The 2,515-nt window shown below is 74.6% G+C and carries 1 protein-coding gene; it reads left to right on the forward strand.

Annotated elements, in window-relative coordinates; translation table 11 throughout:
* Positions 1-2,515 (forward strand): type I polyketide synthase (locus tag AXW62_RS39485; RefSeq protein WP_159061116.1); only part of this gene is annotated, 2,515 nt, incomplete at both ends.

Genomic DNA, 2,515 nt, shown 5'->3' on the forward strand with positions numbered 1-2,515 from the left:
TGGCCCCGGCCAGGGCAACTACGCGGCCGCCAACGCCTATCTGGACGGTCTGGCACAGTGGCGGCGGGCACGCGGGCTCCCCGCCACCGCGCTGGCGTGGGGCATGTGGGCGCAGACCAGCGGGATGACCGGCGGACTCGGCTCCGGCGACCTGGAGCGGATGCGGCGCGGCGGCATCGTCGGGCTGTCCACTGATGAGGCGCTGGAGTTGTTCGACCGGTCGGTGGGCTCGGGGCTGTCCCTGCTGGTGCCGATGCGGTTCGACTTCGCCGCCCTCGGCGCGGAGGCCACGGAACCGCCGCCCCCGCTGCGGGGTCTGGTCCGGCCGGCCCGCCGTACGGCCCGGCCGGGGCCGAAGGCCGGTGCGGGCGGCCTCGTCGAGCGGCTGGCCGGGCTCACCGCGGCCGAGCGGGATCGCCTGCTCGTCCAGCTGATCCGCGAACAGGCCGCTGCGGTGCTCGGGTTCCCCACGGTCGACCCGATCGGGCCGGAACAGGCGTTCCGGGACATGGGTTTCGACTCGCTGACCGCGGTCGAACTGCGCAACCGGCTGAACGCGGCCACCGGGCTGCGGCTGCCGGCGACGCTGGTCTTCGACCACCCGACCCCGCTGGCCACCGCCGCATTCCTGCGCGACCGGCTGGGCGGGCGCACCGCCGACGCCGCGCCCCGGCCGGCCGGGCGTGACCGGTCCGCCCCGGACGGGGCCGAGGACCCGGTCGTGGTGGTCGGCATGGGCTGCCGCCTGCCCGGCGACGTCCGCACCCCCGAGGACCTGTGGCGGCTGGTCGCCGCCGGGGGCGACGCGATCGGGCCGTTCCCGCGGGACCGGGGCTGGGACCTGGCCGGGCTGTTCGACTCCGATCCGGACGCCGTGGGCAAGTCCTACGTGCGCGAGGGCGGGTTCCTCACCGACGCGGGCGGGTTCGACGCCGCCTTCTTCGGCATCTCCCCGCGCGAGGCCCTGTCGATGGACCCGCAGCAGCGCGTACTGCTGGAGACCGCGTGGGAGACCATGGAACGCTCCGGGATCGTGCCCACGTCGCTGCGTGGACAGGAGGTCGGGGTATTCGTCGGGGCCAGCGGCCAGGGGTACGGCACCGGGCCGGGAGCGGTACCGGAGGGCCTGGAGGGCTACCTCGGGGTCGGCGGCGCGACGAGCGTGGCGTCGGGCCGGGTGTCGTACACGTTCGGCCTGACCGGTCCGGCGGTGACGGTGGACACGGCGTGCTCCTCCTCGCTGGTGGCCATCCACCTCGCCGTACAGGCCCTGCGCTCCGGCGAGTGCACCATGGCGCTCGCCGGCGGTGTCGCCGTCATGGGCCAGCCGGGCGCGTTCGTGGAGTTCTCCCGGCAGCGCGGCCTCGCCTCCGACGGGCGCTGCAAGTCCTTCGGGGAAGGCGCGGACGGCACCAACTGGTCCGAGGGCGTGGGATTGGTGCTGCTGGAGCGGCTGTCCGAGGCGCGCCGCAACGGCCACGAGGTGCTGGCCGTCATCCGGGGCACGGCGGTCAACCAGGACGGGGCGAGCAACGGCCTGACCGCCCCCAACGGACCGTCCCAGCAGCGGGTGATCCGGCAGGCCCTGGCGAACGCCGGACTCTCACCCTCCGATGTGGACGCGGTCGAGGCGCACGGCACCGGCACCGCCCTCGGCGACCCCATCGAGGCCCAGGCCCTGCTGGCCACCTACGGCCAGGACCGCCCGGCGGACCAGCCGGTGTGGCTCGGCTCGCTGAAGTCCAACATCGGGCACGCCCAGGCCGCCGCCGGGGTGGCCAGCCTGATCAAGATGGTGCTGGCACTGCGGCACGGCACACTGCCGCGGTCCCTGCACATCAACGAACCCACCACCAAGGTGGACTGGTCGCAGGGTGCGGTGTCGTTGCTCACCGAGGCACGGCCCTGGCCGGAGACCGGCCACCCCCGCCGCGCAGGGATCTCCTCCTTCGGCGTCAGCGGCACCAACGCCCATCTGGTCCTGGAACAGGCACCCGACCCCGAACCCGCGCCGGAACCCGCCCCGGCGGCGGACGACGGTACGGACACCCCCGGCCTCGTCGCCACCGGCGGCGTCGCCCCCTGGGTGCTGTCCGCCAAGAGCGCCACGGCGCTGCGGGCCCAGGCCCAATCCCTCCTGGACCTCCTGGCGTCCGGTGTGGAGGCGCGCCCGGTGGACATCGGCTGGTCACTGGCCACCACCCGCGCCGTCCACGACCACCGCGCCGTCATCCTCACCGACACCGGCGCTGACAGTGGCGGTGGTGAGGCCACGGCCGCTCTCACCGCGCTCGCGGCCGGACAGCCCCACCCCCGCCTGATCACCGGCCACGCCACCACCCCCGGCAAAACCGTCTTCGTCTTCCCCGGCCAGGGCTCCCAGTGGACCGGCATGGGAGCACAACTCCTTGCCACCTCACCCGTCTTCGCCGCCCGGATGCACGAATGCGCCCAGGCCCTGGCACCGTTCACCGACTGGAACCTCATCGACGTCATCACCGGCACCCCCGGCGCG

Origin of the sequence: Streptomyces hygroscopicus subsp. hygroscopicus (assembly GCF_001553455.1) — a bacterium.
GTDB lineage: Bacteria > Actinomycetota > Actinomycetes > Streptomycetales > Streptomycetaceae > Streptomyces > Streptomyces hygroscopicus.